Here is a 25,853-nt window from a genome sequence, read left to right as displayed (position 1 = left end):
TTTGCAAAAAAATAATGTTGGAAGTGACACCGTAGTGGTGTCACCCCAACATTTATTATAGAGCCTACAAGAAAGGGAGCCTCTCGGGGCTCCCTTTTGATGTATATATTTTTAGTATAATGGAAATATATAATAAGCGAATGTGATAAAGAGTGGCATGGTCACTGCCGATAATATGGTTGTACCCATTACGATTTGCGTAGCGTATTCTGGGTTGTTTTTCATTTCGATAGCGATGAGGGCCATGTTGATAGCCGTTGGTACGCTATAGGTAATGACGATTGTTTGTGCCGCAATTGGATGCATAGGACCATAGAAGGTAATAAATAGTATGGTCATAACAGCGGCTAATAGGGGACTTATGATAAGTCGTAATGCACTGGCTAACATGACGTCAGCTTTAAAGAAATTCAATGGGGTCCGGTTAATTTGTACCCCTAAGGCTATCATGGCTACACCAACGAAGGCGTTAGCAAAGATGTTGAGGGGAGCAAAGAAGAAGAGCCCGTGAAGATCGAATGGCAATAATTGGCATAGTAAGGCTAGTGGAATGGCGTATACCATCGGCATGTGGAATACGACATTTAGTGCATCTTTCGTACTCAATCGACCTGCACCTGCTTGATAGAATCCATAAGTATTGCTCGTAATGGTTTGAATAATCATGATAGATACTACACTCACGAGTCCTAAGTTGGCATAGGGTGTGGCCCCATCGATGACATATGGTACATTAGCAAATACAAAGATGGCAAGGGCAACCCCCATATTACCTACATTATTGAACATGACACAGTTTTTTAATGTTGCGATTTTAGCTACATCGTACCCCCGTATGCGCCCAATAATTTCAGAAATAATAGAGTTTAGTATAAGTACACACAGTGCACAGAAAACAATTTCCAATGTACTTGAAGTGAATTTAGCCTCATACATCGCCCTAAATACGAAGGTGGGCAATAATATATAGAAATTAAGTTTGCTCAGTGTATATAAGTCAAGTTTAAATTTTTTATCTAATACAAATCCAACGCCTATAAGCATAAATATAGGAATCATGGAATTCATGAAGATATGGCCTATTAATGTTAATAAATTCATGGTCTCACCTAGAGTTCTATAATATGTATAATTGTGATTACAATCATGGCATACTTCGGTTATAATCAATATACTATGTTATATATATCATACATTTCATATATAGCTTATACCTGATTTCTTTATAATAGTATCATACCATAGGATGTAGTGTTTAGGTTTATATTTTTAAGCATTTATATGTATTAATTCCGTAGGGAGCAGGAGGTTGTATGAGAAAAATTCTATTAGTTTTAATGAGTATTTGTGTGCTTGCCTTTGTAGTAGGCTGTGGTAATGATGCAAGTAAAACTACGGATAGCGCAAAGCCAAGTACGTCTGAAAAGATTACAATTCAAGCGGCTGCTAGCCTTAAGGGGGCTCTTACTGAATTAGCAGATGCGTATAAGAAAGAGCATAACTTAGCAGATGATCAAATCACAATTAACTTTGCTGGCTCTGGCACATTGCGTCAACAGATTGAACAAGGTGCACCTGCAAGCTTATTCATTTCTGCAGACGAAAAAAATATGAAGATGTTACAAGATAAAGATTTAGTAATAAATGTAAAACCATTTGTAACAAATGAACTCGTTCTTGTAGTTCCTAAAGGACAACCTAAAATTGAGTTAGATCAAATCGCATCTGTAAAACGTATTGTTTTAGGTAATCCAGATACCGTACCCGCTGGTAACTATGGTAAGCAAGTACTAACAAAATTAGGTGTATGGGACCAAGTAGAACCTAATGTGGTATATGCTAAAGATGTTAAAGCTGTAACGGCTTCCATTAGCCAAGCGGCTGGTGATGCGGGCTTTATCTATAAGACGGATGCTATTGCAGCCGGTGATGCAGTTGAAATTGCTGCAGTAACACCTGCAGATTCTCATGATCCTGTTATATACCCTATCGGTATTATTAAGAAATATGATAATGCTTTGGCTCAAGATTTCTATACATACGTAATGAGCCCAGAGGGCCAAAAAGTATTGGAAAAATATGGATTCTCTACGTCTAAATAAGAATTTAACGCTAGCTTTTAGGGCTAGCGTTTTCTTATGATACAATAGAGTTATAATTTATTATCCGGCAGAGATTCGGTAAAGAAAGGAGGCCCGATATGAGTCCATTTTGGTTGTCATTGTGGGTGGCGAGTTTAGCGCTAGTTATTGTTATATTGACTGGCTTAGCTGCTTGTTACTGGATGAATCGATGTAAGTGGAGTGGTATCGCTGTTCTAGATGCCCTAATAACATTGCCGCTCGTGTTGCCTCCAGTAGTAGTTGGCTTTGCTTTGCTTATGGTATTTACACCGGGCTATACATTCGGCGCTTGGTTAGAATCACATGGTTTAGGCGTCGTATTTACTGCAGCAGGTGCCGTTGTGGCATCTTCTGTTATTGCCTTTCCTTTGTTTTATCAAACGGTGCGGTCCGCATTGCAGTCTGTAGACCATAATATGGAGGACGTAGCACGTACATTAGGCGCTTCAGAGCTGCGTATATTTTTTACAATCTCTGTACCATTGGCATGGAAGGGGATTTTAACGGGCAGCATATTGGCATTTTGTCGTGCTATGGGTGAGTTCGGTGCTACCATATTAATCGCAGGTAATATTCCTAAAATTACGCGTACCATGCCACTTGCTATCTATTCCTATGTAGAGGCAGGACAGTACATGGATGCCTTTGAACTCGTTATTTACATTTGTGTGCTTACATTAACGCTATTGAGCGGTATTCACATCCTTACAAAAGGATCCTTGTTCCGTAATTTAGGGCGTAATTAGGAGGGACTATGATTACATTTTCTTTTACCATAGCAAGACCTTCTATGATTGTGAAAGCCGATGGTACTTTAGCTTCAGGAATTACGGTGTTAACCGGTTCATCTGGAAGTGGTAAAAGTACGTTTATTAAATGTATTGCAGGGTTAGTGAAACCTACAACTGGTATCATTCGATGCGATGAACGAACATGGGTTGACCGAGATCAAAATATATGGGTGCCAGCTCAAGAGCGTCAGGTAGGATATATGCCACAAGGCAATATCGTATTTCCTCATTTATCCGTGGAACACAATATTACATATAGTAAACGAGGCACACCTGATATGTGTGATTCTCTATTAAAACGTTTAGGATTAGAAAAATACCGTAACACTAAGGCGGGGCGCTTATCTGGTGGTGAACAACAACGTGTGGCTTTAGGTCGTGCACTCTATTCAAAACCAACTATATTGCTTCTTGATGAACCTTTATCTGCATTAGATTGGAACCTTCGGAAACAAGTGCGTGTGGATCTGGTTTCCATCATTCGTGAATGGGACGTGCCATGTGTATGGGTGACCCATGATGAAAGCGAAGCTGATGCAGTTGGTGATAGACACTGGAACTGTGAAGACGGACAAATTATTATACCTGAATAGTAAAACACCTTCATAAGCATGATTGCTTATGAAGGTGTTTTTGTTTTAGTGTTGTTTTATTTCGACAGATGAGTTTTCTGTATGACTTATGAAGCCAACGATAGCTGTAACGACAAATGCCATTGTAAAGGCTGGTAATGTAGCACCTATTGTGCTTTCACTATGTAACATATAGTGGTATAAACCAACGGATACGGCCCAAATAAGACCTCGTACGAGATAAGCGGATAATGTTTGTACTTGTTGGCGATTGATAAAGTAGTCCGCCAAAAGAATGGCAATCATCGGCGCAAATACAGAGCCGATGAGGTATAGGAAGTCTGTAATATCATCCATTGGATATAGAATGGCAGCGATGGTGCCGACAATAGTTACGATGACGGCGATGCCTTTACTAGATGCACTCTTGTAGATAGTCGTACTAGATACGCCTGCAGAGTAAGCGTCCATAAAGGTTGTAGTTACGGTAGAGAAAATAATAACGATGAGGCCCGCAAGGCCAAGTCCTGCATTCATCATGATAGTAATGATGGAGTCGCCGCCGCCAAAGATAGCGGCACTAAGACCTAAGGTGTACATAACGATACTTGTTACAGTGTAGACTGTAGCACTTGTAAGTGATGCGGAGAAAGGTTTTTTACTTTCACGGGTATAATCACTGATGAGAGGTAGCCAAGATAGTGGCATGGCGATAGATAATTCAAGGGCAGCGATGAAACTCATGTTACCGCTAGTTAGAATGACACCTTCACTAGGCCACTGCGATATCATGTGAGCACCCATGTAAAGGGTGAGGCCTAACAATAGAACGGATACGATAGCTTGAATATAGCCCGTATTGTGGAGGCCAATGAAAAGCCACAAGATGACAAGCGCGCCAATAGCTATCGTCCAAATTATAGGAGATAGAGGTGCTAGTTCTTGTAAGGCTAGCATAGCATCGTAGATCATGATGCTAGTCCAGCCGATAAGTTGAAGCATATTTAAAAAGGCAAAGCCTTTAGCCCCTAGTGGGCCAAAGCTGAAGGCGGTAGTATTCATACTGCCTTGCCGCAAACGTCCACCGATGAGGCCAGCCCCAAAGAGCAGTATGCCGCCGATGATATGTCCTAAGATGATGGCATATAGACCTTGGGTGAGTCCTAAGGGGGCCAGATAGGTTCCTGTCATAATTTCCGCTATAGATAGAGCGGCACCAAACCATATCATGGCGAACTGTGGTTGTGTAATGTGTGTGTCTTTCATACGTCCTCCTTGCCAAGGAGTCATAGAAAAAGCCGAGTTCATAGGAACTCGGCTATTAATCCTCTATGTTCCCTACGTTGGCATTATCCAAATCAGGTTATGGGTTAAAGCATTAGCTTACTCTCAGCCCACTCATGTGAGCACCCCGTTATGGCTTCATTATAGGCTGTTAAGAGAACCCCGTCAATTATTTTCTTGCATAGATTGTATAATGATGTTATAACTAGAGTATAAAAATATATTGCCACTAGGGGTGCTTTTGCTGAGATTGACCATTCAAAACCCTAGACCTGATCCAGATAATACTGGCGTAGGAAAGTGGAGTGCAACATAATACTAAACTATTACGAGACCATTCCATTTGGAGTGGTCTCGTTTTTATATGTTTGGAGGTATTATGAAATTACATACTGCATTGACAATTGCTGGTACTGACCCAAGCGGTGGCGCTGGCATTATGGCTGATTTAAAATCTTTTCAAAGCCGTAACGTATACGGCATGGCCGTGGTTACGTCCGTGGTAGCTCAAAATACAACGGGTGTTCATCACGTAGAACATCTATCCTTAGAGAGTATAGAAAAACAGTTACACGATGTGTACTCAGATATTATGCCCCAAGCTGTTAAGACGGGCATGATTGCCTTGCCGGAGATGATGGATCTCATCTATCCTTATGTGAGTAAGGGAATTCCGTATGTAATGGATCCCGTTATGATTGCCACTAGCGGTGATCGACTCGTATCAGATGAGGCGGTACATTTCTTAAAATCTAAACTGATTCCTACCGCAACGGTTATCACTCCAAATCGCAGTGAGGCAGAGGTCTTAGCCGATATGTCTATCACTTGTGAAAGCGATATCACAACGGCGGCCAATCGTATCTTACAAGACTTAGGTCCTCAAGTGGTCATCATTAAAGGCGGGCACATCGGTGAAGATGCAACGGATTATGCTTTCACTAAAGATGGTAATATTCGTACGTGGACGAGCCCCAAATATGATACGGTGCATACTCATGGTACGGGCTGTACCTTCTCAGCGGTTATTACAGCGGAGCTTGCTAAAGGCCGTGATGTAATGGATGCCATCGGTATTGCCAAGGACTATATTGCTCTTGCTATTAAGTACAATCCAGCGTTAGGCAATGGGTGTGGCCCAGTTAACCACATGGCCTATGGTTTATTGGCGAATGGAACTGAAACAATGGATGAGCTTTTGAAAAACGATGAGAGGAGACTGTAATATGACTCATGAAAATCCATATATGACTGGCCAAACAGGGACAGAACTTAATATATTAGAAACATTGCGTCATCGAAATCCTCTCGTGATTTGTATTACCAATGATGTGGTACGAACCTTTACTGCTAATGGACTACTAGCCATTGGAGCATCGCCCATCATGAGCGAATGTAGTGAAGATTTAAAGGATCTTATTGTGTATGCATCAGCACTGCTCATCAATATTGGGACACTTACACCTGAGAAGGTTGGTTACTATAAAGAGGCTATTAAACTAGCGAAGGAATATGATGTACCAATTATTCTTGATCCTGTGGGCTGTCATGCAGGAGCTTACCGATTGTCGGTGGTCTTAGATTTGATTAAGACTGGTTCTATTTCGTTATTACGAGGCAATCAAAGCGAAGTTAAGGCTGTTTATGATGTACTGAGTTCTGATAATAAGGATGAAAACTCTCCGTTAGGTAAGGGCGTTGATGGGGCACAGGTAGCGGATAGTGCCATTATCGCATATCGTTTAGCGCGTCTTATTAACTGTCCTGTAGTAGCAACGGGCGAAGAGGATTATGTATCTGATGGAACTCGAGTCTTTGCAGTGCCTCATGGTCATTCGATTATGACTGCTGTAACGGGAACAGGCTGTCTCTTAGGGGCCGTATTAGCAGCCTTTTTTGGAATTTATGATTCCTTTAAGGATAGCCTATCTACAGGTGAATTTCTTGCCTATGCATTGGCGTATTATGGTTTAGCTGGTGAAAGTGCTGTTAAGGTAAGTGGAATAAAACCAGGTAGCTTTAGCGTAGCCTTTATAGATGCTTTGTATACGCTAGATGATGAGGTGCTTGTATCTGAAAATCGTGTGCAGTCTGTAGTTGTACCAGATCAATTACAAGTGTATTTCGTGTGTGGTACACAAGATACAGAGCTTAACAAAAAACGGTTGCTCGAAATCGTAGAAGATGCTTGTCGTGGTGGTATAACCTGCTTTCAGTTTAGAGAAAAGGGCGATGGTACATTAGAAGGTCAACAGAAGTTAGAACTAGCACAACAGTTACAACATATCTGTGCCAAGTATCATGTGCTCTATATTATCAATGATGATGTAGAGCTAGCGGTCGCTGTTAATGCGGATGGTGTTCACGTAGGGCAAGACGATATGTGCTTAGAAGATGTGCGTACTATCGTAGGTCATAAGGTAGTGGGGATATCCATCCATTCCATAGAGGAACTCCATAAGACAGATGTACTGTATGCTGATTGTGTAGGCGTAGGTCCTATGTATACAACTAGTAGCAAGCCTGATGCGCAAGAACCATGCGGCCCGGAACGTACAGCTGAACTACAGGCAGAAGGATTAACCTTACCATGCGTTGGAATTGGTGGTATTACCAAAGACAATGCAATGGCAGTACTCCGTGCTGGCGCTTGTGGTGTTGCCGTTATATCTGCCATTGCCCATGCAGAAAAGCCTTATGAAGCGGTTCGACAATTTAAAGAATTAGCATCTAGCCTTTAATAGTAAATAGTATGACTTACGACTCTTAATACATATATAACTAATAGAACACAAAAAAGACGATGACCGAAGTCATCGTCTTTTATATTGAGGTTGTCTGTACATACAGTTAGGAAGAACTGCACTTGCAGTATTACATATCTGTATTTAAAATATTATTTTATCTAAACTTATAGATTAGATGGATTCAACGTGGCGTTGGAAGAAAGCTTGTGGGTGAGCACATACTGGGCAAACTTTAGGAGCTTCTTCACCAACGTGAATGTAACCGCAGTTAGCGCAAATCCATGCAACTGGTTGATCGTTGTGGAACACTTTGTTGCCAGAAACACGAGCTGCTAATGCAAGGTAACGAGCTTCATGGCGAGCTTCGATTTTACCAACTTCGCGCATTTTGAAAGCGATAGCAGTGAAGCCTTCTTTTTCTGCTTCGTCAGCGAAATCTTTGTACATTGTAGTGTGTTCATAGTTTTCACCAGCTGCTGCATCGCGAAGGTTAGCTTCGATATCAGCGGAAATGTCGCCACCATGAAGAGCTTTGAACCAAACTTTAGCATGTGCAGATTCGTTGTGAGCTGTTTCTTCGAAATAATCAGCGATTTCGTTCATGCCAGCTTTACGAGCTGCTGCTGCATAATATGTATATTTTTGGAATGCTTGGGATTCACCAGCAAATGCTGTTTGAAGATTTTTTTCAGTGTTAGAACCTTTTAATTCTGCCATTTTAATACTCCTTTGTACTTACATCAAATTTCAAAATTTTTACCTTAGTTATATATTCATAACCACTTGGTTGTGAATGCAATGGTGGGTAACTCACTTGAGTTTAAGTTAAATAAAAACTTATTTATATACTGATTAGATAGACACTTGTCTATATTTGAAAAAAGCACTTACTTATCTTTTAAATGAGTACTTACCTATAGTTGTAAAGAGGCACTTGCCTATAATTTACACCACAATGTTTTTGATTCGTATACTTAACGAATAATCATTGTTGACTATATTGTAACATACTAAATGAGAAATGCAAGTGTTTTTGTAAAAATTTATTTCGAAAATTTTCTAAATGATAAATGTTATCAATGTAGTAAATAAGCGGTTTTTGAAAGTCTGTTAAGTAATGGATTTATTAAAAATAGAATTACTGATAATGAGAATGAGAGTTACATGGAAAATCATTATTGTTTATAGAACTGTTTGTTTTTGGTAACAATTCTGATTAAGCCGATAGATCTTATTAGTCAAAGTGTACTTTTACCTATATTGGAGAACATATTTTAAGTATAATAATATATATATAATAGAAATAGTATAAGGAGGCGCTATGGCGTTTATTAGATATTATGTGGGCGATATAGTACAAATGAAAAAATCGCATCCCTGTGGCAGTGATGAGTGGGAGGTCAAGCGCATAGGTACAGATTTTCTTATCGTTTGTAAAGGTTGTGGTCATCAGTTGTTGATGCCTCGCCCTAAATTTGAAAAGGCAGCGAAGAAAATAGTATCGCGCTTGCCTGAAAATGAATGAGGTAGGACTATGGTGCGACTCACTGATTATGTTACGAGTGGAGGATGCGCGTGTAAGATTGGTCCTCATATATTAGAACGTGTTTTAAAGGCCGTTACACCTGTTACAAATGAACATGTTCTAGCTGATATGACTGGTGCTGATGATGCAGGGGTATATCAAATTTCTGATCAACTTGCCCTTGTACAAACATTGGATTTTTTCACGCCTGTTGTCAATGACCCTACGTTATTCGGTAAAATTGCAGCGGCTAATGCATTGAGCGATGTATATGCGATGGGGGGGATACCCCTAACGGCGATGAACATCGTTGGATTTCCTGTTCCCTTAGTAGAACAAGGCGTATTGACGGATGTACTCAATGGGGCTGCGTCCATTGTTTCTGAATCTGGTGCAGCTATTGTAGGTGGTCACAGCATCGAAAATAAGGAACCTATTTTTGGCATGTCGATCACAGGTCAAGTTAATCCTAATGAGATTTGGAAGAATAAAGGCGCTCGAGTAGGGGATGTATTGGTGTTAACAAAACGTATCGGCACAGGTATTATGAATAATGCGTTGAAAGCTGATTTATTTCCTACTGGTACTGCACAGGCGGTTGCTAGCATGAGTACGTTGAATCGTGTGGCTGCTGAGGTGGCCCATAATTTTACAATTCATGCGTGTACTGATGTGACGGGCTTTAGTCTTATGGGACATTCTGTAGAAATGGCGAGTGCCTCTAATGTAACAATTCATATCAAGACTTATGACATTCCGCTCTTTGATGATGTCATTGACGCGGCTCGAATGGGCCTTGTACCAGCGGCGTCCTATGGCAATCGTAAGGCTATTACAGATGTACAAGTAGATAAAATATTAGATTCTGTGTGGACAGATATTTTATTTGACCCACAAACATCAGGCGGTCTTTTATTCTCTGTGCCTGCTGCAGAAGGACCGGATTTGGTGAAAGCTTTACATGATGTGGGCGTTGAAGGTGCCACTATAGTTGGTGCCGTTGAAAGCTTTAGTGGCTTAGCGGTACGCGTCACTAAATAAGATATATTACAATTTTGATTTTAATAGTATATAGAGTAGTTGTGCGTTGATGCTTTCACAAAATATATAATAATATTGAGGTAAATAATGAGTAATACAAATGAATTAACTGTAGATGTGCGTGGCAGTTTGTGTCCAAAACCTGTGATTGAAACGAAGAAGGTAAGCGATGCAAATCCAGACGCGATTATTACGACCATTGTAGATAATGAGGTGAGTCGCGATAATGTAGAGAAATTTGGGAAGTCTCGTGGCTATGATGTGGCAATTGGACAAGATGGTATAGATTTTTTCATTAAACTTACGCCGAATGTAGAACCTGCACCGGAAATTGGTTGCAAACCTATGAATTATAGTGACCGCATCATTTTGATGACGAAAGATTATCTTGGTGAAGGTAGTGAAGAACTTGGCCGTAATTTGATGAAAACCTTCTGGGTGTGCATGGTTGAAGCCGACATGAAGCCATCTACAATTTATTTCATCAATAGTAGCGTTAAAATGGTAACCAACGATTCTGTTCATTTAGACAATATTAAAAAGTTAGCTGATCTTGGTGTTGAAATTGCTGCATGTGGCATTTGTCTCGACTATTATGGTCTAAAAGATCAAGTGGGGGTAGGCTCTATTACAAACATGTATGCGATTACAGATGCTATCGTTGGGGAAAATCTTGTTAAACTATAATACTCGTATCTATGTTGTAAATGATTAAGCAATATTAGTGGGGGTGAGGCGTTGAACAATAAAAAGTTGCTTGTCGTTTTTACATCCTATTATTTTGGGGATAAAGCAGATAAGATATTAACAGAACTTTCGGTGCCTCACCAACTGATGGCTACACCGCCAGAATTGAATGATATGTGTGGTTTGTCCATTCAAATAGACTTGAATACTGTAGAACAAGTTCAGACTATCCTAAAAGAACATAAGATTAGTAAATCAGGCTTATTTTGGTATGAAAAAGGGAAACCAGTTTTAGCTTATAAAGATTAAATCGATTTTTTAATATCGAAATTTATCTATATATGATAACATTAATATATAAAAATCTTATTGTATAAGGAGATATACATGGTTGATTTTACCTTGCCTCGCGAATATATAGACGATATGGTCGTCCGTATGGCCCATCATAGTACAGCAATCGAGGGGAATACGTTAACACAAGGGGAAACAAAGAGTATCCTATTAGATAATATGATACCCCGTAAAATGGATTTGCGTGAGTTCTATGAAGTATCTAATTATCGCGACTATTTAGTATTCTTGCTGGAATCATATCAAGAAGTAATTACGATAGATATCATAAAAGACACACAACGATTGTTACTAGCACATATCCGTGATGATAATGGGCAATTTAAGATTGTTCAAAACATGGTTATTGGTGCTGATTTTGAGCCAACAAAACCATATCAAGTACAAGAAGCTTTAAAAAACTGGTGTGATACCTTGCAATATCGATTAGAAATATCCCAAAATGATGAAGAGCGGGTGCGTGCCATTATGGAACAACATTTGCAATTTGAACGTATTCATCCTTTTGCTGATGGTAATGGCCGTACAGGAAGAGCTCTTATTGTACACGCTTGTTTACAACAGAAATTAGCGCCTATTATCATTAACAAAGATGATAGAGGTGAATATATGACTCTGTTAAATGATGGTGATTTAAATGGCTTATATAAGTTAGGTCTTGATTTATTTTATAAGGAAAAAGAACGTATGATTCTATTTGGTCAAAATTTTGGCTAATGAGCATCATATGTTATGTATCTAGGTTAAGTTTTTGGAATAATATAATGAAAGGTTGAATTTCAATGAGCAAATATGAAATAGAAAACGTAAAATTAACAGCCCCTAAATTGGATCGTAACGATTTAGAATATGCTATGACATATCGTTATGCATGCAAAAAATTCGATAGCACTAAAAAGATTTCTGACGATGATTGGAATGCGATTCTGAATGCAGCGCGTTTGTCTCCAACATCTCTTGGCTTCGAGGCGTATCAATTGTTGGTGATTCAAAATCCAGAAATTCGAGAAAAGATGAAAACTTATGGTTGGGGTATCTTAGCAGGGCTTGAAGCTAGTCATGTAGTGGTTTTCTTAGCTCGTAAAAAGGCAGATCTTGAATTCGATTCATCATATATCCGTCATATTCAAGAAGAGGTGAAACAATTACCAGCTGAAATTGATGCGGCATATCGCGAAAAATATGCTCAATTTACAAAAGAAGATTACAAAACATTTGAATCTGAACGTGCGGCCTTTGACTGGGCATCCAAACAAACGTATATTGTTATGGCGAACATGATGACAATGGCTGCTTATGAAGGCTTAGATTCTTGTCCATTAGAAGGCTTCAATCAAGATGATATGACCGCACTCTTAGGTGATGAACTTGGTCTGTTCGATACTAAGCACTTTGGCATTGCTGTAATGGCTGCCTTTGGTTACCGTGATGAAGAACCTCACCGTAATAAAACACGTCGTACAATGGATGAAATTGTAAAGGTCGTTGAATAGAATATATCAAAATATTTACAAGAAGAATGTTAGGACCATAGAACACTACTTTTGCTAAAGTATGCCAACTTTATATATCGCACTTCATTTAACCTTTAAACATGAATGGTACGTTATAAATATACATAATATTTAACATATCTGTATATTTAGATGATTTTTAAGATACATGTATATAAGCGTAAAGGAGTGATTATATGTTATGGTCAATTATTGTTGGTGGTTTTATCGGGTTCCTAGCAGGTGCCATTACTAACAAAGGCGGTGCAATGGGCGTTATCGCTAAAGTTGTTGCTGGTTTAATTGGATCGTCCGTAGGTCAGTCCCTATTTGGTACCTGGGGTCCTAGCTTAGCAGGTATGTCCTTAATTCCATCTGTATTAGGTGCAGTCATTGTTGTTGCTGTAGTCTCATTTTTCTTCGGAAAAAGGGGATAGTAATCTACTTATAAAAGTAGGTCTAATATAGCTAAACGTGATTTTACATGAAAGGAGTCACTATTATGGCATTAGAAGAAAAACTCAACCAAGCTAAAGGTGCACTAAAAGAAAATGTTGGCAAATTAACTGGTGACAAAAAATTGGAATCAGAAGGTGCCGTAGAAAAAACAACTGCTAAAGTTAAAGACGTTGTAGAAGATGTTAAAGATGCTGTAGAAGGCGCACTTGACGGCTTGAAAAACTCTGTTGATAATGATAAAGAATAAACTCGTGTTTATTCAACAACCACATAAAGAAAATCTCATTAAGAGACAACAAAAAACCAGTAAATCGTTCGATTTACTGGTTTTTTATTGCTATTAATTTGTATTATACGTTGAAGCGGAAGTGTGTTACGTCGCCGTCTTTCATAACATATTCTTTGCCTTCTAGGCGTACAAGGCCTTTTTCTTTAGCAGCATTTTGGCTGCCGCAAGCTTGTAAGTCATCGAAGGATACGATTTCAGCGCGGATAAAGCCTTTTTCAATATCGGAGTGAATTTTACCAGCTGCTTGAGGTGCTTTTGTGCCGTTTACAATTGTCCATGCACGAGCTTCCATTTCGCCAGCTGTGAAGTAGTTGATAAGACCTAAGAGTGCATAACTTGCCTTGATAAGCTTAGTTAAGCCAGATTCTTCAAGACCGAGATCTTCTAGGAATGCAGCGGATTCTTCATCGGATAACTCAGCAATTTCGGATTCGATACGAGCGGATACAACAACGATGCCAGCACCTTCGTTCTTCGCGTATTCTTCTACGCGTTTTACGTGTTCGTTAGCGGAGTAATCAGATACTTCATCTTCAGAAATATTAGCAACATAAAGAGATGGTTTTGCTGTAAGTAATGTCAACTCTTTAATCATTTCTAACTCTTCTTCGTCTAGACCTTGGGCACGAACTGGTTTTGCTTCACCGAGACCTTCGATAATGCGTTCTAGCAATGGTAACTCAGCGCGAGCATCTTTATCGCCGGATTTTGCAATTTTTTCAATGCGTTGTTTCCGTTTTTCTACGGATTCAAGGTCTGCAAGGCAGAGCTCGGTGTTGATGATTTCGATGTCTCGGATTGGATCGATAGAACCTGCAACGTGAGTGATATTAGGGTCATCGAAACAACGAATAACTTGTGCAATTGCATCTACTTGACGAATATGGCTAAGGAATTTGTTGCCTAAACCTTCGCCTTTAGATGCACCTTCAACGAGACCTGCAATATCTACAAATCGCATAGCAGCAGGGAGGATGCGTTTGGAACCGAACATTTCCGCTAATACAGCTAGACGACTGTCTGGAACATCAACAACACCTACGTTTGGCTCAATTGTACAGAATGGATAGTTGGCAGCCTCAGCGCCAGCTTTTGTAATAGCGTTGAATAATGTACTTTTACCAACATTTGGAAGGCCTACGATGCCTACTTCTAAATTTGTGCTCATGGTACCACCTTTATTAAAATTAATTTCGTTCTTTGTGAAAGCTTTCATTAGAAATATGGTTTCTTATAAAAGCCTTGTCAAACACATATTATATCATATTCTAATGGATATATACATTTCTATAGAATTGGTCTGGATTATTTATCAAGAAGTGCTATAATATTAGAGAGAAAGTTGAAGTTTCTTATAAAAAATAATGATAAGTAGATGTATTTATGTAATAAAAATATAAGTTTTTCTTATGATTTGTTTTATAGAAAATTTTGATGAGTAGATATGACTATGTCAGTGTGCAGGCGGACGTGTCATTTTGATTGAACGTAAACGTCATGTAACGCTGCTAGGAAAGGAAGTTAAGTATGTTTTCTAAGTTATTTGATAGTTTTTTAGTTCACTATTTAGAACGTTTTAATGATCACTGCTTTAGTGTAAAAGTGGGTGGCAATGAATATACCATTGGCGAAGGTACACCTGAGTTTACCATTCGTGTAAACCGCGATATCCCTAAGAAAGATTTGCTCGTTTCTGCTGAACTTGCACTTGGCGAAGCGTATATGCGTAAGGATATTGAAATAGAAGGCGATTTATTCAAAGCTCTTTGTGTTGTACTAGGTCATGTTAATAAGGATTCTATCAATAAAAAGGTACTTAGTTCTCTCTTTAATGTAGGTCTTAAAAAGAAAGATCAAAAACAACAAGTGTCTTCTCACTACGACCTTGGCAATGATTTTTATAGCTTATGGCTTGATAAGACAATGAGCTATTCTTGTGCGTACTTTAAACATGAAGGTGATAGCTTAGAAGATGCACAATACCAAAAGGTTCATCATATTCTCGATAAATTATATTTAAAAGAAGGTATGACATTACTCGATATCGGTTGTGGTTGGGGATTCCTTTTAATTGAAGCAGCCCGTAAATATGGCGTTAAAGGCTATGGTTGTACATTGTCTGAAGAACAATGGAAGAAAGGCCAAGAACGGATTAAAGAATTCGGACTTGAAGGTCAAGTCGAAATCGAACTCATTGATTATCGTGATGTAGCTGCATCTGGTCGTACATTCGATCGTATCGTCAGCGTTGGTATGTTGGAACATGTAGGTCGTCCTAATTTCCCATTGTATATGGAGGATGCATCCACTATGTTAAATGATGGTGGTTTATTCTTGCTCCATTATATCAGTGATCCATCAGAAAAAGAATCTAGTGCATGGATTCGTAAATATATCTTCCCAGGTGGATGCTTACCGTCTCTTCGTGAAATTGTTTCCATTGCTTATGACTATGATTTTAATGTTATCGATGTTGAAAGCTTGCGCTTGCACTACTATAAAACATTGATGCATTGGTACAATAATTTCCAAGGTGTACGTGACCAAGTAGAAAAGGCTCGCGGTACTGAATTCGTTCGCATGTGGGACTTATACCTCTGTGGTTGTGCAGCAGGTTTCTATATTGGCAATATGGATTTGCATCAAATCCTTATGACAAAAGATGTTAACAATGAATTGCCATTAACGCGTTGGTATTAATAGATAGATTTTAATATGAAAAAGGACCGTCTTAAGGCGGTCCTTTTTGTGTGTCGTCATACGCTATTGTTAAATGTAAAAAGAGGATAACCGAAGTTATCCTCTTAATGTGCGTATAGAATTATAGAGAGTGAGCTCGCAATTCTTCAGCAGAATGTGTGGAAATCCAAGCTGGTGGAATATCGAATACTGTGTAGCAACCAGTGCCGCCGTGTTTAGCGAGACGGTAGATACCACGAGCGTATGCAACAAGCGCAGAGCCTGTGAATTCAGGGTTAGAATCAAGTTTTAAAGAGTATTCAATAACATGACGAGTGCCGTCAGTGCTTTCACCAGAACGAAGAACGAAGCCACCATGTGGAATACCCTTGTGGTCGCGATCAAGTTCTTCTTGGGAAATGAAGTTGACTACAGTTTCGTAACCTACGAAGTAGTTTTCCATAGTTTTGATTTCGTTTTCAATTTTTGCTTTGTCTGCATCAGGAGCAGCTACTACATAGCATTCACGAAGGTGACCTTTGTAGCCATCAACGTCTGGAGTTTCACCATTACGGATAGCTTCAAGGTATTGTTCTTTAGGAACAGTGTATTGACGAGCATCAAGAACACCATCAATACGACGGATAGCATCGGAGTGACCTTGGGAAACGCCGCGGCCCCAGAATGTGTAAGATTTGCCGTGAGGCAAGATGCTTTCAGCGTAAACACGTTGTAAAGAGAACATGCCTGGGTCCCAACCGCAAGAAATCAATGTAGCAGTCTTAGCTTCTTTAGCTACTTTGTCTACATTAGCAAAATGCTCAGGGATACGTGCATGTGTATCGAAGGAATCGATACAGTTGAAGTATTTTGTTACCATTGGAGTTTGTTCGATAAGGTCTGTTGCGGAACCGCCACAAAGAACCATAACATCGATCTTACCTTTGAAGTTTGGTAGATCTTCCATAGTGTATGTAGGAACACCAGACACTGTTTCTAAGCCTTTACGACGAGAAAATACGCCTACGAGTTCCATATCTGGTTGCAATTTAACAGATGCTTCTACGCCACGGCCTAAGTTGCCATAGCCTACGATACCAATACGAATTTTGCTCATATTAGCCTCCTATATAATTATAAAATGTAGTGTAATAACTAATATACTTATTATAACATAGAAATTTCTCTTTTTATAATATTCTATAGAGTTATACAGCATATATTATGTGGAGAGAATAATTCGTTTGTTATTATTCATCATTATATCGATACATTGCGTATGGGAATATACATAAAAGAAAACATCATATGTACAAAAATTGACACATATACCCCTACTATATATACAATGAATATATGCATATTATTGTGTATAGTTTGAGGAGGTTATGAGATGAGAAGAACGATAAACCTTGCTGTTATTGCTGCTTTAATTATTACCGGTGCTAGTGCAGAGGTCATGGTGTCGGCCACTACAGTTGAAAGCCATACGGATGGAAAATCCATTGGGTTGAATTTGTGGGGTGAAAATAAACACTATACCGATGATTTGACCGTCAATGTATCTGGCCTTGGTGTAAATGGAAATAAATACCATAATAACGTTACCGGTATTTATGCTCTTGATGGATCACAGGTTGCCATAGATAAAAATGTAAATGTAACGGTTGTAAATCCAGCACCTGCGGAAAGTGGAGAGAAGCGCAGACCAGACTTAGCACACTATTACATGAGTGGTATATATGCTGGTTATGGTGGGGTTACAAATGATGGTAATAATGATGATACTCGTATTACCGTACAAGGTAATGCCAAAGTAGATGCCATTGGCGTAGGTTTGCAAGCTAATAAGGATGGATACATTCGGATTCTAGGTGGGGCAGATGTAAAGACACATCCTTTAACGACATCTGATACATATTCTGCACTTTCAGAAGAAGGATTTGTCTATGTGAATACTGGCATGGATGGATTGAAACCAGGTGCTAAGGACGTCAATATGTATGGCAATATTGGTTTTATCAATAAAAACTATGGTATTGATAAAAATCCACACAATCATGAATCAGAAATTTCATTGGGATTAACGACACCAAATTCTAAATTAGTGGGTGGTGTACTCAATGAATTTGATGAAAGTAACAATAATCCTCATCATGGCGGTTTGAGATTATATTTACAAAATGGTGCTACATGGCGTAATGAATGGTTAGGAGCTGAACGTGAATACCCTACACAAGGCCGACCAGATACTGCAAATTATCTCTATACAGGTAGTAAGGTAGAGCATCTTATAGGTGGTGCCACAGAAGGTAGCCGCGGCATTATCCAAGCCGTAGATGCACGGCCTATTACGATTAATAATTATGCTGGTCATATAGCTATTGATTATGAAAAAGGTGCACCTGCTGCAGAAAACGGTAAAGGTGAAATTGTAATTAATCATGCTGACCCTGGCTCTTCTGTTACATTGCGTAGCTCCGTAGATGCTTTGAAAGAACATGCTAATGCCGAGATTCCAGGATTAGCAGAAAATCAATTTGTGAAGAAAATAGTCTACACTGGATATACGAAGGGTGAGCGAAACCTTGGTGTTAATGTGCATTTAGAAACAGGTGTGATTAGTCCTACATTAAATGCTAAACTTAGCCCGGATGATTTTGATGCAGCTGGACGTGCTATGGTGTCTAATAAAACCGTATTATCCACTAGTGAAAGTGAAATTGTATCCGGTGCTAAGAGTGCATTAGCATCTTCTGTTATGCAAATGCGAGCTGATACCAATGATTTACAACGCCGCTTAGGTGATGTGCGTCTTAACTCCGATAATCAAGGCGTATGGGGCAAATATATTGGTGGTAAATCTAAAATTACAGACTCTGCCTATGTAAATCAAAATTATAATATGGCGCAATTGGGCTATGATACGAAACGAGGAAACTGGATTGTAGGCGGTGCCTTCTTGTATGGTACAAACAACAGTGATTATGCACTAGGTTCAGGTTCTGGTAAAACTGCGGGGCTAGCAATCTATGGGGCTAAACAATTTAATGATGGCCGTTACTTAGATATTATTGCTAAAGGCAATCATTTGAAAAATGATTTTACCGTACATAACAGCTTAGGAACGTCGTTGAGTGGTGACTACCGTAATACGGGTGCATCTTTGAGCCTTGAATATGGTAAACGCATCAAGAGAAATAATGGTTTCTATATTGACCCTAGCGCAGAATTGATTCTTAGCCGCTTATCTGGTGAAAGCTTCGATGCTCGTACGAATACTGGTAGCACCGTTCATATTAATTCTGATGCGGTTAATTCCGCTATAGGGCGCTTAGGAATTGGCATTGGTAAGGAAGCTAAGAATAGTAATGTTTTCCTTAAAGCTGCATTGGCGCATGAATTCTCTGGCAAGATGAAAGCAACCTATAGCATGGCCGGTGAACCAACGACTAATAGCGTAGTAGATTTGAAGGATACTTGGCTTGATCTTGAACTCGGTGGTTCATGGAGTTTCCGCCCAAATACATATGTATATGGAACATTTACTAAAAACTTTGGTAGTACTGTTGATACATCCTATCGTGTAGATGCGGGTATTCGTCATAACTTTTAATTAGTATCTAGATTTTAAAATAAAAACGGTTGTGAAACATTCGGAGAGAAGGTTTCACAACCGTTTTGTATTACATATTTTTAGTTATAAATGTATTAGAATTGTAAAGTTTTGATGCGTTCTACGGCACGGATTGTATTTTCGCGGCTGCCGAATGCAGTTAAACGAAGGTAACCTTCGCCATGTGGACCGAAACCAGAGCCTGGTGTAGACACGATTTGTACCTTTTCAAGAAGCAGATCGAATAATTCCCAGCTTGTCATGTTGCCAGGTGTTTTTAACCAAATATAAGGTGCATCAGTACCACCATATACAGTAAGGCCGATGGATTCGAGGCCTTCTTTGATGATGCGTGCATTTTCTTTGTAGTAAGCGATGTTTGCGCGAGTTTGTTCGCGGCCTTCTTTGGAATATACTGCTTCAGCACCACGTTGAACGATGTAAGGTACGCCGTTAAATTTAGTGCATTGACGACGGTTCCACATAGGATTCAAAGGTTGACGTTCACCAGATTTAGTTTTGCCTGTTACTTCTTTTGGAACGACTGCGTAGGCACAACGTGTACCTGTAAAGCCAGCAGTTTTAGAGAAGGAACGGAATTCAATAGCTACTTCGCGTGCACCTTCGATTTCATAGATAGATTTAACAGTGTCTTCTGTGCTGATGAAAGCTTCGTAAGCAGAGTCGAACATTAAGATAGCGTCGTTTTCTTTACACCATTTAATCCATTCAGCTAAGCGTGCACGACTGAGTACTGTGCCTGTAGGATTGTTTGGAGAGCAAAGATATACGATATCTACACGTTCAGCAGGAAATTCTGGAGAGAAATTATTTTCTGCAAATGTAGGAAGATATACAACCTTTTCGAACATACCATCAACAGCTTGACCTGTACGACCGCCCATAACGTTGGAATCAAGGTATACAGGGTATACAGGGTCAGTGATAGCGATGATATTATCTTCGCTGAATAATTCTTGGATATTACCAACGTCGGATTTTGCGCCGTCAGAAACGAATACTTCGTCCATACCAATTTCGATGCCATATGGTTTGTAATCGCCTTCGATGATTGCTTTACGAAGGAAATCATAACCTTGTTCAGGACCATAACCGCGGAATGTTTCAGCTTTGCCCATTTCTTGAACAGCCTTAGTCATAGCATCTACGATAGCAGGTACTAAAGGCAATGTTACATCACCGATACCAAGACGAATAATGTCAGCATCTGGATGAGCTGCTTGGTAATCCGCTACTTTTTTAGCAATGTTAGCAAATAAATAAGAACCTTGTAGGTTTAAATAGTTTTCATTAATATTAGCCATGATGACTCCTTTTATAATTTAGAATTCTCTCTATATAGTAAAGTATATAAGAAAATGGTGCAAGAGGTTTCTATAGAATGTCGAAGTTATTTTTTGTCTAATTATTTTATAGTGTATTCCTATAGTAAATAATGTTTAATGGGAAAATTATTACTCGTTTTATGGCGTATAATGAAAGTATCAAATAGTTATAATTTCTTTATAATAGATAGGGCTCTTCATTGTTTACTCATAAAATGTCTGTTGATATAATGAATTTATATTTAAAAACATTATTTGTATGTAGGAGTTTTTTAGTGATTATGTGTAGTGTAGTAAATTATTATTATGGGGAGGGAAATGATAATGATAGATAATAAGAAGTCAATTGATGAGCTCTTTCTTTGTATTAAGAGGGAGGATAAATTAAAGGAATTTAAAAAAGCCTTTGGTTTGAAGCATGTTAATACAGAAGAATATTTATTAAAATTTGTAGCAAACTTTTATAAGGCTCCTATTGTAAATTACAAAGGTTATATAAACGGATCTAAGAATCTTTATAGTGAGATTATAGCGAAAACTCTTGTATCAGAGGATCTCATTAAAGAATGGGACAAATTGAAACCTGTAAGACCTAATCATTTTGATACAGACCATACGCCTACTCAAAATGAGTTATCAATCACCAATCGAAAAGAAGAAATTTTAGCAAAATTATTATTCTATCAAGGTGAGGTTAAGGATTTAGGTTATATTTTTGATTACCAAACACCATTAAAAAAAGCTCGAAGCGACTCTTATGGAAAAATAGATTTATTAGGTTATAACACGGATGATAAATACTACTCTGTTATTGAATTGAAATATCGTCCATCTGGTAGTGATGAAACTTTACTACGATGTGTTTTAGAAGCTTATACATATTATAAATTACTTGATTTAGATCAGATTGTATCTACTGATAGTCATGAAGGTATAAGTGTTTTAAGAAATTTAAAGGGGTATAAGCATACCAAGAACGCTGAATTAGTTATTTTATTTGATGAGAAGGCTTGTACTGAAAACGATGGCGGATATAAAACAAATTTAATGTTACGCCTAAATCCGAAGGATATTGCTAACGCGGTTTATCCATCCAAAACAGTTGAAAGCCAACAACATAAAGAGTGCCAAGAGTTACTTACAACTGATAAACGTGATTCTTTGCGAATCTTGTGTGAAACAATCTTAAAGCAAGAGCCTCATTTAAAACAAATTCGTTTTGCTGTATTACGTGTGGAGACGGTCGATGAATCCCATAACATAGAGCGTTCATACCGAGCAGAAACATTGCTAACAATTTCTAGAAAAGGTTAAGTATGAATATAATTATCCATCGTGGCACTCATCAGATTGGCGGTAGTGCCATAGAAATTAGTACAGCATCTACCCGCATTATACTGGATTTTGGTAATGAATTAAGTTTAGATGAAAAGTACACACCTATAAATTTAGATATAGACGGTGTTACAAAAGGGATACTAGATTGTGATGGTATTGTGATTTCACATTATCATATGGATCACTTAGGACAACTAACCTCTGCATTACCAGAAATACCATTATATATGGGGGAACTGAGTAAGGAAGTGGCTATGATAGCTACTCAACATCAAGATAAAGATTTATATTTACGTTTGTTAGATGCAAATACATTTCGTGGAGGCGAAGCCTTCACTATAGGAAATATACATATTAGACCTTTGGTTATCGACCATAGTGCTGTGGATAGTTATATGTTTGTTATTGAAGCAGAAGGTAAACGTGTCTTATATACAGGTGATTTTAGAATGCATGGGGTACGAGGTCATGTATTAGAAAAGCTAATTAGGACGTATATAGGTAACGTTGATGTATTAATTACAGAAGGCACCTCATTATCTCGAAATGCTCATGATGGGATATCTGAAAGAGAAGTGCTAGACGATATTTCTTCATATATTCAAGATGGAAAATATGTCTTTGTTATGTGTTCCTCTACGAATATTGACCGTATTATGGGGATTTGGCATAATATGCCGACTGATAAGGTATTAATTTGTGACGCGTATCAGAAAAGAATATTAGATACGGTGATTGATAATGTGTACTATAATAGTTCATTGTATCGTAGACCTGATAGTCCACTAGTTCTTGATATAGGGGCATATCCTAAATATTATATGGATAATGGATTTGTTTCCTTAGTAAGAGGAACAGAAAATTATATTTCTCAAATTAAAAAATTCCCTAAAGATGATGTACGTATTATATATTCTATGTGGACAGGATATATTGAGGAAAATCTGGCGTTAAAAGATTTGCTAGATACGTATCCATCTTATATATGCCATGCAAGTGGTCATGTATGTAAGGCTGATTTAGTTAAGTTTATCGATATGGTCAATCCTGATGTTATTATTCCTGTTCATACTGATAGTCCTGAGAACTTAGAGAAAATAGCATCTCATAGGAGTATTTATGTAGTTGATGATAATGAGCCGTTTATTATATAGGACCCACTTGCTTTCATTTTACTTATAGGTTATAATAGTAGAGCTTATTAATGGTAAGCACTTCCTACCCCTATGTGTCGATAGGGGCATTAGTCCGAAAGAGGAGGTGATTTTGTATGAACAAATACGAAGTCATGGTTATTGTGAAACCAGCTGAAGAAGAAGCAACTAACGCTGTCATTGAAAAAGTGGAAGCTTTAATTGCTCGTGTAGGCGGCACAGTAGAAAAGGTAGATCGTTGGGGCAAGCGTCGTCTTGCTTACGCAGTGAAAAAATTCACTGACGGTTTCTACGTATTGGTTAATTTCGAAGCTGATCCAGCTGAAATTAAAGAAATCGACCGTGTGTTGAAAATCAACGATGATGTCTTAAGACACCTGATTGTTAAACACGATGCATAATTAAAGCCTGGAGGAGAAAAGATGAACTCTGTACAAATTCTAGGTAATTTAGCTCGTGATCCTGAAGTACGTTTTACTAAAACTGGTAGAGCAGTGGCGACTTTCACAGTAGCTGCTACGAATACTTATATTGACTCTACAACCAATGAAACGAAAGAACAAACTGCTTTCATTAATTGCGTTGCATGGGGCAAACTTGGTGAAGCGGCAGGTAATCTTCGTAAGGGCAGTCGCTGCTTTGTAGAAGGTCGCTTGCAAACTCGTTCCTACGAGACTCAGGATGGTCAAAAACGTTACGTTACTGAAGTGGTAGCGAACTTTGTGGGCCAATCCCTTGATATGAATACTAATTCTTTCGATGGTGGGTCCAATTTTGATAGTTTCAGTACAGGCGGCGATGACGAACACATCCCGTTCTAGTGTCCGAGACTCCTACTAATTCGAAAAGGAGGATTCGCAATGAGAAGAGATAGAGGCAGAAAGCCAAGAAGAAAAGTATGCGTTTTCTGTGCAGACCATATCGATCAAATCGACTATAAAGATGTTGCAAAACTTCGTCGTTTCACGACTGAACGCGGCAAAATCTTACCTCGTCGTATTTCCGGTACTTGCGCAAAACATCAACGCAAATTGACTACATCTATCAAACGTGCACGTGCAATCGCTTTATTGCCATTCACTGCAGAATAATTGATGAATCAAGGCGGTATAACCATTTGGTTGTACCGCCTTTTTGCTACATAAAGAGCTGGTTCTGTATGGACTGGCTCTTTTTCTTAGATTGTGGTATATTTTGCAGGGAAACGGTGTTTCTGTAGAACAAATTGTAGCTGATGTAAAAGCATTGCTAAGTTAAAATCGCTACAGAATATAACTTATATAAATATTGTTTATGAATGAATTGAAAAGTAGTAGTACTTTCTAATTAGCATAGAAACTACTACTTTTTGAATATATGAATATGAGTTATAAATAGTATTTATAAATAAAATATTTTATAGTTTTTTATCAATATGACTATAAATAATAGATGAAGTAGTATATAATAAAAATAGACTGACCCATTTGGATGTATGATACAGTTTTACTAATTTATAAATCTGTATTGGTTAGTATATGAACGTAAACGTGCTTTTGTTGGTGTGTAAAGGGAGATTTGGAAACATTGAAAAAGGTTTTAACTTTGGCCGTGGCTTTGGCTGTAGTCAGCAGTGGTTATCTGTGTGAGGTAAATGGTGCCGCAGAACCGATAACCAAAAAAGCGCCTTCCATCTCAGAATTTAATATATATGTGCCAAAAGAGCTCAATGAACGTCAAAAAGATCTTGTTGAAATCGGACGTTATACAGCTAGCGGAGATCTTGGCTCCTTGAGAGAAACGATTATTTCTGCTATTGAACGCGGTACTTTGACACCTCAAGAGGTAAGTATTGCCATTCGTCAGTTGTACTCTGCAGCGGGTTTAAAGCAAATGAATGCGGCTCTTGCTACATTTGAGCAACTTCGCGAAGAACGCCCTGAGTTTGGTGTAGATTATGATAAACTTGTGCCAAAGCGAGTGGGCTTAAGTGCTCTACTAGGTAATGGCTCAAATAGTACAAATATGGCTGCCAAAATTAAAGCTGATGAAGCATCAACAGCTGTAAAATATAATACATTCCGTATTAAAAAGCCAAAACCACAAAATAGAAACAGATCACGTCTAGGCAAACTTGATCGTGAACTCGTAGCAGCAGCGGCATTAGGTACTCGTGTTGGTAAATCAAATGCGGTGTTTGCTACATCTAAGAAAAGTTTAACAGAGCTTGGCTTGAGCCCACAACAAATTGAATACTTAGAAAATATGCTATCTAATTAATGATGAGCCCTTGTCTTTTCATAATGACAGGGGCTTTTTTATATTACTAATTGACGTAAAGTAAAGCATTTTTCTATAATAATAAGGATAGGTAAC

The 25,853-nt window shown here is 38.5% G+C and carries 27 protein-coding genes and 2 riboswitches; of the genes, 21 read left to right on the top strand and 6 right to left on the bottom strand.

Features of this window, described 5'->3' with window-relative positions; genetic code table 11:
- Positions 1–111: 111 nt before the first annotated feature.
- Positions 112–1,101 (bottom strand): AEC family transporter, encoded by a 990-nt coding sequence (locus HMPREF1504_RS06685; protein WP_038124558.1) that lies wholly within the window; start codon positions 1,099–1,101, stop codon positions 112–114.
- Positions 1,102–1,313: 212 nt separating this feature from the next.
- Between HMPREF1504_RS06685 and modA the strand changes: the two genes are divergently transcribed.
- The 3 genes from modA to HMPREF1504_RS06670 all read left to right on the top strand — a co-directional run bounded on the left by modA (position 1,314) and on the right by HMPREF1504_RS06670 (position 3,507).
- Positions 1,314–2,102, top strand: a complete 789-nt coding sequence (gene modA, locus HMPREF1504_RS06680; protein WP_038124556.1) for a molybdate ABC transporter substrate-binding protein — start codon at positions 1,314–1,316, stop codon at positions 2,100–2,102.
- 98 nt (positions 2,103–2,200) lie between these two features.
- Positions 2,201–2,869, top strand: a complete 669-nt coding sequence (modB, locus tag HMPREF1504_RS06675; protein WP_038124555.1) for a molybdate ABC transporter permease subunit — start codon at positions 2,201–2,203, stop codon at positions 2,867–2,869.
- 8 nt (positions 2,870–2,877) lie between these two features.
- Complete coding sequence (locus HMPREF1504_RS06670) at positions 2,878–3,507, top strand: ATP-binding cassette domain-containing protein (RefSeq protein ID WP_038124552.1); 630 nt, start codon at positions 2,878–2,880, stop codon at positions 3,505–3,507.
- Between the two features lie 45 nt (positions 3,508–3,552).
- Here the strand turns inward: HMPREF1504_RS06670 and cytX are convergent, their stop codons facing one another.
- Positions 3,553–4,752 carry a putative hydroxymethylpyrimidine transporter CytX gene (gene cytX / locus HMPREF1504_RS06665; protein WP_038124549.1) on the bottom strand — a complete coding sequence of 400 codons (1,200 nt, stop codon included), beginning with the start codon at positions 4,750–4,752 and terminating at the stop codon, positions 3,553–3,555.
- Between the two features lie 52 nt (positions 4,753–4,804).
- A riboswitch (TPP riboswitch) is annotated at positions 4,805–4,910 on the bottom strand.
- Positions 4,911–4,991: 81 nt separating this feature from the next.
- A riboswitch (TPP riboswitch) is annotated at positions 4,992–5,086 on the top strand.
- Positions 5,087–5,149: 63 nt separating this feature from the next.
- Between cytX and thiD the strand changes: the two genes are divergently transcribed.
- Both thiD and thiM read left to right on the top strand, forming a co-directional pair.
- Entirely contained in the window at positions 5,150–5,995 is an 846-nt protein-coding gene (gene thiD / locus HMPREF1504_RS06660; protein ID WP_038124547.1) for a bifunctional hydroxymethylpyrimidine kinase/phosphomethylpyrimidine kinase, read from the top strand.
- Between the two features lies 1 nt (position 5,996).
- Positions 5,997–7,511: a hydroxyethylthiazole kinase gene (thiM, locus tag HMPREF1504_RS06655; RefSeq protein WP_038124544.1), complete on the top strand. Its 1,515-nt coding sequence runs from the start codon at positions 5,997–5,999 to the stop codon at positions 7,509–7,511.
- Between the two features lie 177 nt (positions 7,512–7,688).
- On the opposite strand, the gene rbr is transcribed toward thiM, so the two are convergent.
- Positions 7,689–8,234, bottom strand: coding sequence for a rubrerythrin (gene rbr / locus HMPREF1504_RS06650; RefSeq protein WP_005379557.1), 546 nt, complete (start codon positions 8,232–8,234; stop codon positions 7,689–7,691).
- Between the two features lie 604 nt (positions 8,235–8,838).
- On the opposite strand from rbr, the gene HMPREF1504_RS06645 reads away from it, so the two are divergent.
- The 8 genes from HMPREF1504_RS06645 to HMPREF1504_RS06610 all read left to right on the top strand — a co-directional run bounded on the left by HMPREF1504_RS06645 (position 8,839) and on the right by HMPREF1504_RS06610 (position 13,323).
- Positions 8,839–9,042, top strand: a complete 204-nt coding sequence (locus HMPREF1504_RS06645) for a DUF951 domain-containing protein (protein WP_005379561.1) — start codon at positions 8,839–8,841, stop codon at positions 9,040–9,042.
- 9 nt (positions 9,043–9,051) lie between these two features.
- Positions 9,052–10,083 carry a selenide, water dikinase SelD gene (gene selD / locus HMPREF1504_RS06640; protein ID WP_038124541.1) on the top strand — a complete coding sequence of 344 codons (1,032 nt, stop codon included), beginning with the start codon at positions 9,052–9,054 and terminating at the stop codon, positions 10,081–10,083.
- 87 nt (positions 10,084–10,170) lie between these two features.
- Entirely contained in the window at positions 10,171–10,770 is a 600-nt protein-coding gene (gene yedF / locus HMPREF1504_RS06635) for a sulfurtransferase-like selenium metabolism protein YedF (protein WP_038124539.1), read from the top strand.
- A 51-nt stretch (positions 10,771–10,821) separates the two neighbouring features.
- Positions 10,822–11,079: a DUF3343 domain-containing protein gene (locus HMPREF1504_RS06630; protein WP_016475998.1), complete on the top strand. Its 258-nt coding sequence runs from the start codon at positions 10,822–10,824 to the stop codon at positions 11,077–11,079.
- A gap of 78 nt (positions 11,080–11,157) precedes the next feature.
- Entirely contained in the window at positions 11,158–11,841 is a 684-nt protein-coding gene (locus HMPREF1504_RS06625; protein ID WP_038124537.1) for a Fic family protein, read from the top strand.
- A gap of 65 nt (positions 11,842–11,906) precedes the next feature.
- Positions 11,907–12,617, top strand: coding sequence for an NAD(P)H-dependent oxidoreductase (locus HMPREF1504_RS06620; RefSeq protein WP_038124534.1), 711 nt, complete (start codon positions 11,907–11,909; stop codon positions 12,615–12,617).
- Between the two features lie 197 nt (positions 12,618–12,814).
- Entirely contained in the window at positions 12,815–13,054 is a 240-nt protein-coding gene (locus tag HMPREF1504_RS06615) for a GlsB/YeaQ/YmgE family stress response membrane protein (RefSeq protein ID WP_009661862.1), read from the top strand.
- A gap of 65 nt (positions 13,055–13,119) precedes the next feature.
- The gene (locus HMPREF1504_RS06610; protein ID WP_005379485.1) at positions 13,120–13,323 is read left to right on the top strand and encodes a CsbD family protein; all 204 of its coding nucleotides are present in this window, start codon (positions 13,120–13,122) and stop codon (positions 13,321–13,323) included.
- 103 nt (positions 13,324–13,426) lie between these two features.
- Here the strand turns inward: HMPREF1504_RS06610 and ychF are convergent, their stop codons facing one another.
- The gene (ychF, locus tag HMPREF1504_RS06605; protein ID WP_038124532.1) at positions 13,427–14,533 is read right to left on the bottom strand and encodes a redox-regulated ATPase YchF; all 1,107 of its coding nucleotides are present in this window, start codon (positions 14,531–14,533) and stop codon (positions 13,427–13,429) included.
- 359 nt (positions 14,534–14,892) lie between these two features.
- On the opposite strand from ychF, the gene HMPREF1504_RS06600 reads away from it, so the two are divergent.
- A complete protein-coding gene (locus tag HMPREF1504_RS06600; protein ID WP_038124529.1) occupies positions 14,893–16,065 on the top strand; it encodes a cyclopropane-fatty-acyl-phospholipid synthase family protein in 1,173 nt (390 codons plus the stop codon).
- 121 nt (positions 16,066–16,186) lie between these two features.
- Here HMPREF1504_RS06600 and HMPREF1504_RS06595 read toward each other — a convergent pair whose 3' ends face one another.
- Entirely contained in the window at positions 16,187–17,161 is a 975-nt protein-coding gene (locus HMPREF1504_RS06595) for a diaminopimelate dehydrogenase (protein WP_038124526.1), read from the bottom strand.
- Positions 17,162–17,437: 276 nt separating this feature from the next.
- Here HMPREF1504_RS06595 and HMPREF1504_RS06590 point away from each other — a divergent pair, with 276 nt between their 5' ends.
- The gene (locus tag HMPREF1504_RS06590; protein ID WP_038124523.1) at positions 17,438–19,660 is read left to right on the top strand and encodes an autotransporter outer membrane beta-barrel domain-containing protein; all 2,223 of its coding nucleotides are present in this window, start codon (positions 17,438–17,440) and stop codon (positions 19,658–19,660) included.
- 95 nt (positions 19,661–19,755) lie between these two features.
- Here the strand turns inward: HMPREF1504_RS06590 and HMPREF1504_RS06585 are convergent, their stop codons facing one another.
- The gene (locus tag HMPREF1504_RS06585; RefSeq protein ID WP_016475994.1) at positions 19,756–20,985 is read right to left on the bottom strand and encodes an LL-diaminopimelate aminotransferase; all 1,230 of its coding nucleotides are present in this window, start codon (positions 20,983–20,985) and stop codon (positions 19,756–19,758) included.
- Between the two features lie 345 nt (positions 20,986–21,330).
- Between HMPREF1504_RS06585 and HMPREF1504_RS06580 the strand changes: the two genes are divergently transcribed.
- From HMPREF1504_RS06580 to HMPREF1504_RS06555, 6 genes are all read left to right on the top strand, one after another.
- Positions 21,331–22,320, top strand: a complete 990-nt coding sequence (locus HMPREF1504_RS06580) for a hypothetical protein (RefSeq protein WP_005377218.1) — start codon at positions 21,331–21,333, stop codon at positions 22,318–22,320.
- Between the two features lie 2 nt (positions 22,321–22,322).
- The gene (locus HMPREF1504_RS06575) at positions 22,323–23,498 is read left to right on the top strand and encodes an MBL fold metallo-hydrolase (protein WP_038124520.1); all 1,176 of its coding nucleotides are present in this window, start codon (positions 22,323–22,325) and stop codon (positions 23,496–23,498) included.
- A gap of 116 nt (positions 23,499–23,614) precedes the next feature.
- A complete protein-coding gene (gene rpsF / locus HMPREF1504_RS06570; RefSeq protein WP_005377647.1) occupies positions 23,615–23,899 on the top strand; it encodes a 30S ribosomal protein S6 in 285 nt (94 codons plus the stop codon).
- 21 nt (positions 23,900–23,920) lie between these two features.
- On the top strand, positions 23,921–24,319 hold the full coding sequence (locus HMPREF1504_RS06565; RefSeq protein WP_005377640.1) for a single-stranded DNA-binding protein: 399 nt from the start codon (positions 23,921–23,923) through the stop codon (positions 24,317–24,319).
- Between the two features lie 39 nt (positions 24,320–24,358).
- The gene (gene rpsR, locus HMPREF1504_RS06560; protein WP_004693795.1) at positions 24,359–24,589 is read left to right on the top strand and encodes a 30S ribosomal protein S18; all 231 of its coding nucleotides are present in this window, start codon (positions 24,359–24,361) and stop codon (positions 24,587–24,589) included.
- A gap of 475 nt (positions 24,590–25,064) precedes the next feature.
- A complete protein-coding gene (locus HMPREF1504_RS06555; RefSeq protein WP_005377675.1) occupies positions 25,065–25,757 on the top strand; it encodes a hypothetical protein in 693 nt (230 codons plus the stop codon).
- The last annotated feature ends 96 nt before the right edge of the window (positions 25,758–25,853 follow it).

Source organism: Veillonella sp. ICM51a (assembly GCF_000524355.1).
Taxonomy (GTDB): domain Bacteria; phylum Bacillota; class Negativicutes; order Veillonellales; family Veillonellaceae; genus Veillonella; species Veillonella atypica.
The sequence above is the reverse complement of the archived record's forward strand: the minus strand, read 5'-3'. Positions and strand labels throughout refer to the sequence as shown.

Coding starts and splice junctions, on each gene's coding strand:
- modA (WP_038124556.1), top strand. CDS start 1,314: ATGAGAAAAATTCTATTAGTTTTAATGAGTATTTGTGTGCTTGCCTTT.
- HMPREF1504_RS06615 (WP_009661862.1), top strand. CDS start 12,815: ATGTTATGGTCAATTATTGTTGGTGGTTTTATCGGGTTCCTAGCAGGT.
- rpsF (WP_005377647.1), top strand. CDS start 23,615: ATGAACAAATACGAAGTCATGGTTATTGTGAAACCAGCTGAAGAAGAA.
- HMPREF1504_RS06645 (WP_005379561.1), top strand. CDS start 8,839: ATGGCGTTTATTAGATATTATGTGGGCGATATAGTACAAATGAAAAAA.
- HMPREF1504_RS06565 (WP_005377640.1), top strand. CDS start 23,921: ATGAACTCTGTACAAATTCTAGGTAATTTAGCTCGTGATCCTGAAGTA.
- HMPREF1504_RS06625 (WP_038124537.1), top strand. CDS start 11,158: ATGGTTGATTTTACCTTGCCTCGCGAATATATAGACGATATGGTCGTC.
- yedF (WP_038124539.1), top strand. CDS start 10,171: ATGAGTAATACAAATGAATTAACTGTAGATGTGCGTGGCAGTTTGTGT.
- modB (WP_038124555.1), top strand. CDS start 2,201: ATGAGTCCATTTTGGTTGTCATTGTGGGTGGCGAGTTTAGCGCTAGTT.
- HMPREF1504_RS06595 (WP_038124526.1), bottom strand. CDS start 17,161: ATGAGCAAAATTCGTATTGGTATCGTAGGCTATGGCAACTTAGGCCGT.
- selD (WP_038124541.1), top strand. CDS start 9,052: ATGGTGCGACTCACTGATTATGTTACGAGTGGAGGATGCGCGTGTAAG.
- HMPREF1504_RS06575 (WP_038124520.1), top strand. CDS start 22,323: ATGAATATAATTATCCATCGTGGCACTCATCAGATTGGCGGTAGTGCC.
- rbr (WP_005379557.1), bottom strand. CDS start 8,234: ATGGCAGAATTAAAAGGTTCTAACACTGAAAAAAATCTTCAAACAGCA.
- HMPREF1504_RS06610 (WP_005379485.1), top strand. CDS start 13,120: ATGGCATTAGAAGAAAAACTCAACCAAGCTAAAGGTGCACTAAAAGAA.
- HMPREF1504_RS06670 (WP_038124552.1), top strand. CDS start 2,878: ATGATTACATTTTCTTTTACCATAGCAAGACCTTCTATGATTGTGAAA.
- HMPREF1504_RS06620 (WP_038124534.1), top strand. CDS start 11,907: ATGAGCAAATATGAAATAGAAAACGTAAAATTAACAGCCCCTAAATTG.
- HMPREF1504_RS06590 (WP_038124523.1), top strand. CDS start 17,438: ATGAGAAGAACGATAAACCTTGCTGTTATTGCTGCTTTAATTATTACC.
- HMPREF1504_RS06580 (WP_005377218.1), top strand. CDS start 21,331: ATGATAGATAATAAGAAGTCAATTGATGAGCTCTTTCTTTGTATTAAG.
- HMPREF1504_RS06685 (WP_038124558.1), bottom strand. CDS start 1,101: ATGAATTTATTAACATTAATAGGCCATATCTTCATGAATTCCATGATT.
- rpsR (WP_004693795.1), top strand. CDS start 24,359: ATGAGAAGAGATAGAGGCAGAAAGCCAAGAAGAAAAGTATGCGTTTTC.
- thiD (WP_038124547.1), top strand. CDS start 5,150: ATGAAATTACATACTGCATTGACAATTGCTGGTACTGACCCAAGCGGT.
- ychF (WP_038124532.1), bottom strand. CDS start 14,533: ATGAGCACAAATTTAGAAGTAGGCATCGTAGGCCTTCCAAATGTTGGT.
- cytX (WP_038124549.1), bottom strand. CDS start 4,752: ATGAAAGACACACACATTACACAACCACAGTTCGCCATGATATGGTTT.
- thiM (WP_038124544.1), top strand. CDS start 5,997: ATGACTCATGAAAATCCATATATGACTGGCCAAACAGGGACAGAACTT.
- HMPREF1504_RS06585 (WP_016475994.1), bottom strand. CDS start 20,985: ATGGCTAATATTAATGAAAACTATTTAAACCTACAAGGTTCTTATTTA.
- HMPREF1504_RS06600 (WP_038124529.1), top strand. CDS start 14,893: ATGTTTTCTAAGTTATTTGATAGTTTTTTAGTTCACTATTTAGAACGT.